General features: G+C 41.5%; 11 protein-coding genes. 1 reads left to right on the top strand and 10 read right to left on the bottom strand.

Annotated features, from left to right (window positions below; genetic code table 11):
* Positions 1 to 24: 24 nt before the first annotated feature.
* The 10 genes from M989_RS11720 to M989_RS11760 all read right to left on the bottom strand — a co-directional run bounded on the left by M989_RS11720 (position 25) and on the right by M989_RS11760 (position 7,537).
* Positions 25 to 219 carry a hypothetical protein gene (locus tag M989_RS11720; RefSeq protein WP_064545456.1) on the bottom strand — a complete coding sequence of 65 codons (195 nt, stop codon included), beginning with the start codon at positions 217 to 219 and terminating at the stop codon, positions 25 to 27.
* 159 nt (positions 220 to 378) lie between these two features.
* Positions 379 to 627, bottom strand: a complete 249-nt coding sequence (locus M989_RS11725; RefSeq protein WP_064545458.1) for a hypothetical protein — start codon at positions 625 to 627, stop codon at positions 379 to 381.
* Between the two features lie 673 nt (positions 628 to 1,300).
* Positions 1,301 to 1,612: a hypothetical protein gene (locus tag M989_RS11730; protein ID WP_064545460.1), complete on the bottom strand. Its 312-nt coding sequence runs from the start codon at positions 1,610 to 1,612 to the stop codon at positions 1,301 to 1,303.
* Positions 1,613 to 1,743: 131 nt separating this feature from the next.
* The gene (locus M989_RS11735) at positions 1,744 to 2,955 is read right to left on the bottom strand and encodes a type II secretion system protein GspD (protein WP_064545462.1); all 1,212 of its coding nucleotides are present in this window, start codon (positions 2,953 to 2,955) and stop codon (positions 1,744 to 1,746) included.
* A 1-nt stretch (position 2,956) separates the two neighbouring features.
* On the bottom strand, positions 2,957 to 3,982 hold the full coding sequence (locus tag M989_RS11740) for a zonular occludens toxin domain-containing protein (RefSeq protein ID WP_064545464.1): 1,026 nt from the start codon (positions 3,980 to 3,982) through the stop codon (positions 2,957 to 2,959).
* 4 nt (positions 3,983 to 3,986) lie between these two features.
* Positions 3,987 to 4,274: a DUF2523 family protein gene (locus tag M989_RS11745; protein ID WP_064545466.1), complete on the bottom strand. Its 288-nt coding sequence runs from the start codon at positions 4,272 to 4,274 to the stop codon at positions 3,987 to 3,989.
* A gap of 9 nt (positions 4,275 to 4,283) precedes the next feature.
* Entirely contained in the window at positions 4,284 to 5,549 is a 1,266-nt protein-coding gene (locus M989_RS11750) for a hypothetical protein (RefSeq protein WP_064545468.1), read from the bottom strand.
* Positions 5,550 to 5,669: 120 nt separating this feature from the next.
* Positions 5,670 to 5,891: a hypothetical protein gene (locus M989_RS24600; protein ID WP_074398780.1), complete on the bottom strand. Its 222-nt coding sequence runs from the start codon at positions 5,889 to 5,891 to the stop codon at positions 5,670 to 5,672.
* Between the two features lie 230 nt (positions 5,892 to 6,121).
* The gene (locus M989_RS11755; RefSeq protein WP_064545470.1) at positions 6,122 to 6,409 is read right to left on the bottom strand and encodes a single-stranded DNA-binding protein; all 288 of its coding nucleotides are present in this window, start codon (positions 6,407 to 6,409) and stop codon (positions 6,122 to 6,124) included.
* Between the two features lie 12 nt (positions 6,410 to 6,421).
* Positions 6,422 to 7,537, bottom strand: coding sequence for a phage/plasmid replication domain-containing protein (locus M989_RS11760; RefSeq protein WP_064545472.1), 1,116 nt, complete (start codon positions 7,535 to 7,537; stop codon positions 6,422 to 6,424).
* Positions 7,538 to 7,639: 102 nt separating this feature from the next.
* On the opposite strand from M989_RS11760, the gene M989_RS11765 reads away from it, so the two are divergent.
* Complete coding sequence (locus M989_RS11765; RefSeq protein WP_083965152.1) at positions 7,640 to 8,173, top strand: helix-turn-helix domain-containing protein; 534 nt, start codon at positions 7,640 to 7,642, stop codon at positions 8,171 to 8,173.
* Positions 8,174 to 8,235: the final 62 nt, after the last annotated feature.

Genomic DNA, 8,235 nt, shown 5'->3' on the forward strand with positions numbered 1-8,235 from the left:
TACATTATGCGCACCAATGTAGAGTCAGACGGAATCCGGCGTTTTGTGGTCATGGTTGTCCTGATCGTTCAGCGCCTCTGAAAGCTCTTTCTCCAGCGCGGATACTAACAAACTCGCCATTTGGTAATGATGGCTTCCACCACGATTCTTTTGCCAGGCATCTCGTTCACGACGAGCCTGCACAAGCTGTTGCTCAATTTGTTCCACTGTTCTTACCATTCAATCTTCTCCATGTTCTGAACTCTGACAAAAATCGACGTCTACATCTCCGTAACTACGATAAGAAAGTTAGCCATTTTTTGCTATTATTAGACGGTCTAGGCACATGGTACATCTCCTGATAAGTGGCGGTTTCGATCGCCTCTTATCAGTTTCAAATTAGCCAGAAATTTTGCGCATGCGCAAAACGAGTCCCAACCTCTGACGCGCCTTCGGCTTGTCCAACCCGACAAAATCCCGGAAAAAATTTCCGTCATTTTGACGCGTTTTGTTTTCGAACATGTCCGCTCTCGAATCACCAATCACCACTGCTCGCTCTGCCAGAAAATGGCTATCTGCCTTCTCTGCTTTGGATAAAGATGGCCAGTCAGGTTTCGATACACGATCGCTATTTTTACGGTTACTCATATATCGGCCTCCCGAATCCGACCCATACTGGACAGTGTTTAGTTCTTCTACAGCATTATTAGTATCTGACTGTTTTTAATACAGTAAATTTTACATTACCCACAGAGCCTGCCATCTGTACTCTTGCATTTTTACTTTGTTCTGAATCAATAAAGTCGTGAACATCTTTGATGCAAAACACAACATATAGCACTTAAAATGCGACTTGGAAACAATGACATACAAGATGTTGTATTCTGAGGACTCTGTTCGGTGATTCTGCCAGATCACTTATGCGTATAAACAGAGCATTTTTTTGGTGGTAAGACTTCGCTCAAATAGTCGTTCCAGCACCGAAGCGCAGATAGTGTTGGATGCCGCCCCGATCTTACGGGAGGAACTATGAACAGATGGCATTATTGCATTCTGGTTCTGGCGCTCTTCTTTGGTTATCCAGTAGATAATCAGAGTGGTTTGTCGCTGAACATTAGTCATGTCAGCGTCAACATCTTATTGTAATCTAATGAGTTAGATACAAAAAAACCACCTGCCAGGGTGGTTTTTTTGCGCCCTTCTTACACAGAAGAACTGGCAAGACTTCGCTCAGAACGAATTATGCTTTGTCATATTGGTTCTCGCAACGGTTTTATTGACAGGCACTAACCAAGATCAACATACCGATAATTTTCTATCTTCACTGTTGCTCAAAGTACCTTGCTAATGCTGTATAGATGATGCGATTTATCGGCTGATTATCCTGCAATGACAACTGTTTCACTTTCATAACAGTACTCCGGTGAAGCCTGATCCCGACATAATCAGCGTCTTTTGGGCTGGAAAAATAACGTGCAGTTAAAGTGCCATCAGAGCGGCGAGCCAGAAACCATTCGACAATCTCACCGGCAATCTCAGCTTTCATTTCATCACGGGTACTGGCCAGATTGTTTATTGGTTGGATCAGTTCGGGTTCGACACGTAATCGGATAAATTTCAGATTTGAAGTCATCAACGCTTCCTTTTTTCATCTGCTATTTTGCGCATGCGCAAAATCAGGTGTTATGGTTTTCATATCAATCGGTCAGACGATGGCACTGAACGCCCAGCTCCTCGCGGAGCTGCGGTGCTGGGCGCCCCGCTTCATCGTCTTATTTTTCTGGCCTGAAGAACAATAATGATGTCCGTTTTTGTTTTTTCTGTTGCGGTAGTCCCAAACCATGACGGCAAAAATGACAGGCCTGTATCAGCATTGCTGTCTTTATTCTCTGCCAGTCCACCCAGCAAAATAATGTCGCCATCTTTTAACGAAACATCTGTATTAACCTCCCGTTTAATCAACGTTGGGCTGTTGTTGACTCCAGTCTCTGTCTTTGCAAAATTTGACAGCTGCTGATGAATATTGAGATCGATTGTTAACGCCCGAACTTGAGGTAAAACGTTGAAAATGACCCCACTGGAACGGTATTCAATGGATTGTACCGGCCGACCATCTTCATAACTAACCTGACCAAGCACTGGGACATCAGAACCAACGGAAAAAGATGCTTTCGAACCGTTTCTGACGCGTAGTTGCGGTGAACTGACGACATGAAATCGACTGTCAGTTCTGAATAATTCATAAAGTGCATCCAGAGAGCCTGAACTGAATCTGACAAAATTATTCAGCCCTTGTGCTGTACCTGTTTCGATGGTGAATTTTCCTGACATTAATTTAGCTGCAAGGGCCAGACCTGAACCATTACGTTCTGCGGTCTGTACTTCAAAAACGTAACCAGAAACAAGCACCTCTTCAGCTGCCTGGTCAATAAGAGGAAGCAAATTTTCAATACGCTGAATATCTTTCTTTGTACCATAAAAAACGAGCACATCACCATTGCGGCTCAAAAAATCGGAAGCCGAGTTATCTTTTACAACAGCAGGTGATATATCCCCATTGCCAAGTTTCCCCCCATTTGAAAAAGAGCCAGTTACTTGTGACTGAAGAATATCCGCAAGATATGCGACAGAACGATATTGTGGCGTATAAACGAAAGAATACTTTGGTGCTTCATAGATTTTTTTATCCGGGATATAGAAATAATCAATGCCATTTTTACTTGATACACTGACACCTGCATTCTGGAGATAACGCACCATAAAGGCATGTTCATCCATATCGGGTGTGATACTAAAATTAACGGTTCGTTTATCAGAAATAACATCAGGTGAAACCATAAAGGGCTTTCGTATCACTTCGGAATAAAACAATGTTATAGAATCATTCAATGTTATACCAGAAATGTTAAGAGACACGCCTTTTGCAAATGATTGCGGAACTATAAAAAGAAGAAACATGAGATAGAATAACTTCATATTAGTTTCCTGTAAAATAAGTTATGATTTCGCCATCAATATTTCCACTTAATGCCATCCCTTCCCCATCAAATTGATTAGCCGGGAGCATGCGTAAGCGACCAGAGTTATCAGTCAGTATTACTTTATTGAGGTAATCCGTTTTCAGCACTCCGACAATATGCCATGTGGATGAGTAAGAATGGACTTCTTTCGCAACCGGGACTGAGGGTTCAATGATTGTAGTTGGTACTGTTTGCTGTTCAATAGCAGGTATTTCATGATTCATCCCAGCCCATACCTTTCGCAATGTATAGACAGAGCCCATGACTATAAGCAGTACTGCACCAATTTTTACCCACAAAAAAATGGATGAGAATGCATTCTGCCTTTTATCCGTTACAGCTTCTCTACCATTTTCACTTTCATAAGATTTGTATAATGCAAAAATGCTCTTTTTATACTGATAGTTCCTGGTGCTAACCTTGTTCGATTTAAATAATTTAGCACCACTAAAAACATCGACACGGTACGATTTTGCAAGGCCAAGTGACTTTAGTTTAGTCATGCGGTATGTCGCTTCAATACGTTCTTTAAGGTAACGCGGCACGCCGTCAACCCCCTGGTTAACAATAATAAGATCACAGGATACCCCAGTGATCTTATGGGTCATATGTCGATGCATAGAGATAAAGCGTCTATGTGATTCAGAAAGACGGGAATCTGACGGCCATATAGACCATAATTCATCAAGACAAATAAGGTCACCATATTCACAAAAAGTATTAACCTGCTCAACAGATTCTGACTCATTGTAATATGGAAAAAAATCATCTTTCAGAACGTCTTCTGATGATGTAAAAAGAACACGTCCAGGGCTGTTTGACTTTAATTTGGTACGACAGTAATCATGGATTCTCTCTTCATTTATACCTTTTATATTAGTGATAACACGACGACCTGATGCAACGGCAGGAACAATTACACTATGAATAACCTCATACGTTTTACCACTTCCCATAACGCCCATATATAAAGAAATAGCCATCACTTTACCCTATAACTGGAATTCGACGAATAATAAAACGAGTAATCAAGGCGGATAACATGATGTTAATTCCATCCATAATTCTAAAAACATTAAACAAGTATTTTAAAGCTTCAGGTATGTTCGTCAGTAAATGCGTGAATGATAGATTGCTTTGAGCCAGACCCAGAATAAAAGGTGTAAATTCCTGAACAACAAAATAAAGAGCGAAAAAAATAAAAAATTTGACCAGTATTGAACGTAGAACGAAGCCAAGCACACCGTATAATACGGATGTCATTATACCGAACATAAGTCACCTTTATGCGGAAAGAATGATTCTGAATCCTGCTATTGAATAGACGACCATAAAAATAAGGCCAATTATTGCTGCGTTCTTTTCAAGTAAGGAGCAGTGTGTTTCCAGACGATACTCTCTGTTAAATATACTGAATTCAGGTCGAGGGCATTCAGCTTGTTTTATACGCTCACCCGCTAATTGTAAATCAGCTGCTGAATTTTTCAGTGGGTCAAATGATAACAATGGAGCGAGAATCTCTTCACCAGTTGGGATTTTCTCCAGTTCAGGCGGTGCAATACCTGGATCATCCCCTAAATTCACTTGTTCACTGGTTGAAGGATTTGTTGGAATAGTTCCCGTAGAATCAGTGGGTAACGTAAAATCAGGTGTTTCAGTCGGCCTGATGAAATCGGCGACGCTGGCCTTTCCGGCATTATTCACAGTGGCAATATCACTCGCCGTTACAGGCCGGGATGCATCAAATGGAAGACCCGCGTAACCTGGAGCAGACGCTGCATTGCTCCATGCATTATTAACGACATCAGCAATAACCTCAGGAGACAGTTCGGTATCCATTTCATTGGGGGCGATCGTGTTAATGGCATCCTGTAAACTCAGTGTTTTAATGACTTCCTGAGTCACAGGAACATAATCTTCTCTGCACGTAGCAATTATTTTATTTGTGCCGCAGTTGACCATGCTTGCCGTTCTTGTAGTCCATAACTGACTTTTTGAGTTATCAATATAAAATTTAATAGTCCTTAAATCAGTGCGTGAGGGGTCAGGGTTATATTGCTCTATAATATACGATTGACAAAATGAAGCGTTTTTTTCACAAATACTCTGAGCACCTTCAGATGGCGTTGCATAATTATCAGCACCAACAGCCCAGTAAAAGCCTTTTACACCCTGCTCTCCCGTAACTTCCTTGATCTTTACTTTTACAGTGTCATTATCATCTAAAAGCCATGTTACAGCTCCTGTTGCTGCCAGAGCAATAAAGGTTCCACGACTGAGTAATACACCTCTTAATCCAACAGACAACCATGAACGCCCGGTAATACCTGCCAATGTATAACTTCTGGCCGTGGTCGATGTCGTATTAAGATAACCAGAAATGCCTTTCAGTGTCCCATAATAGCGGGGGTCATTGGCAGAAAAACCTCTCTGATTGATTTTGTTGATAATAGATTTTGAAATAATCTGATTTACAGTCTGAGCATTTACAGCGCTGTAAGAAGAAAAACTAATGCAGGAAAGAATGATTAAAGTTAAAAGAGGTTTCATCTACCCTCCTAATCCTTTGATAACAGCCCAGGCACAAAGCAATCCCCATAGAAAAACAGCGATTAGCCATAAATTCATTATCATAAAAAATCCTGAAGGCAGGGTTTCCCCTGCCTTTCATCAGGCTCCGCGGATCATACGTAAAACCGTTTTAGCACCGGCAATGGAAGCATAAAGTCCAACGAGAATACCTGCTACAGATAGGATAGCGGCAATAACGCTGTCAAATGACACTGCATTGGTTAATGCTGTAAAATCCACGCTGCCAGTTTCGGCTGCATTAACGAGAAAAGGTGCTAAAGCAGCAGCAATAACAGCTGATTTCAGAAGTGTTTTTTTCATAGCTAAGCTCTCTTTATCATGTTTAAGATAAGCCCAATACAATGCGATAGAAAGTAAAGGGCCACTACAGATGTAAAAGCAGTTCCCCACACAAGAGTTACCTGCTCTACCGGAGGGAGCTGCTGATATGGCAACTCAGAATAGCTCAGTGATATTGTCTGGCAATTATTTGTGGAATCATCATTACATATTTTTCCAGTAATTATATTCTGAGAAGCCATAGCAACACCTTATTTTGTTGATTCTTTATTATCCTGATATGGGACGAGGACTATTTTCCCAACACGTAACTTCTGAAAATCACCAACATAAATACTGGATGGGTGCAATGTATATAACCCTGCCGGATAAGGTGCCTGTCCATTCTCAAGATTCAGTTTGAACAGTTGTGGATAATCTTGCCCCAGAAATATATATGCAGCCTGCTCATTGATTGTATAGGCTTGCCCCGTTGATTTTGAAATTCCGGAACGTGTATCGGCAATCGCCTGCGATGGTTTAATTTCAATCTTAATCATTTGAATATCCTATTATGCAACATGTAAATAACGAGGTTTTATATACCATGATGGGATCAGACAATCACTTACTGAAACCTCCCTCACCTTTTTAACAATAATTGGACTGAATTTTGAAATATTGCAACGTTGGGCAATATCAATACCAATTTTGCGAAGCCTGGCGCGATGGGTCTGTACCTGAGTTTTAGAAAAATCGAATGAATGCCCGTGCATCCACTGAATGGCATACATGGCAGTAGTATTTGCTGAGCGAGTTGAGTCAACAATACCTTCACTGATTAGATGTTCACTGATCGTTTCAAAATCCATAGACGTCACCATAAGCTTTTGATCAAGTGCTAAAAAATCATTATGCAAGTCATTGAGTATTGAGTAATCTGATAAACCCCAGTAAATGAGTTGGTTACGTTGCAGATAGCGTGATTTAAGTTTTTGTTCAAATCTCACAACGCCTTGTTCCTGACAAAAATCTATAATCTTTCTGATGTAAGAGACTTCAGTTGAGGAATCGCCAAATTTATTTTTTATTTTGTTCAGAGAATGCAGCTGTATTTCGTGTGCTTTGTTATATACAGTTGGGTAAATTAATAAGGCATTCCCTTTTTTAGAAAGCCAGTCAACTGATTTTCCATTGCTATGCAGTCTCGGCTCACTGTTCCTGTAGCGCAGTGTTGATAAACCGGAAATATAATCATCGACATTATCCTTACCCACGGTTCGGTTAGAAGTAATGTGTAATTCTCGAATACATGCACCATCAGTTACTGTTCCGGCTTTCTCTGCTTCACTGGCCTGCCGCTGCCATAATTTCGTACATTTCGTGAATACTGGCAGACCCAGCTCAGTCAGTATCCGGTTATAAGTCTGCACACAAGCATCAATTGAGTTATGTCCAAATAAATTGTCAAGGCGATTCCATCGAGATGGATTACCAGACATCTTCAGAATTGAACCTTTTATCGAAATTGACACCTGATCACAAAAAGATCCTTTATGCTGGAACACCGGCTGATTAAGTGAACCGGCCTCGCCTGTTTCCAGCTGAACGCGTTGATACGCCACCTCACCCAGAATAGGAAGCTGGTAGCCAAAGTCCTGTTCAATGGTGAGCCAGTCGAAAAACATGTATCTCCCGGTTTTGACGCGCAAGGGTCTGAACTGATCTTTATTGGTGTCAGTTATACTAGTTTGATGAGATCTACGTGTCAATATAATTGATACTGAAAAATGTCAGAACTGACCTTTAGGGTCAGCATGCTAAAAACGGGAGGTAGAATGAATGCCTGTATGAACAAAACAGAGAGTTCACTGGCGATGGCAGCAGATAAAGCATGCGCAGAACGGATCAAACAGTCGATCCTTCAGAACTTCACCTACGACGATATTGAGAACGAAACGGGCATTAGTGTCAGTACTCTGAAACGCCTGGCTTCGGGTGACCGTGAACCTAAGCTTATTGAAATCCGGCAGATCGCAAAAGCGACCGGACGCAATCCAGTTTGGCTGGCGTTTGGTGCTGATGCTGATTACAACAAGGCTGAAGCCCCTTCTTCTACTACAACACTGAATGAATCTGTCATTGGTTACGACGTTGGGAATGCTGTTAACGCTGTAGACCAGGAAGTGAAAATAAGAGTTATCGCTGCCATCAAGGATATGCGACAGGAAGATGTTGTTTTTATTGAAAGAATGACAGAACTGCTCAATCTCCAGAACACAATTCAGAACATTTCTGGACGAAAAATGAAACCGCCGAGATGATAACGTGCCCCGGGAAACCGGGGTAAAGTTCGGGTGTCACAGAACCCCGAACCGCTTCGCGG

The organism is Kluyvera georgiana ATCC 51603, from assembly GCF_001654985.1.
Classification (GTDB): Bacteria; Pseudomonadota; Gammaproteobacteria; order Enterobacterales; family Enterobacteriaceae; genus Kluyvera; species Kluyvera georgiana.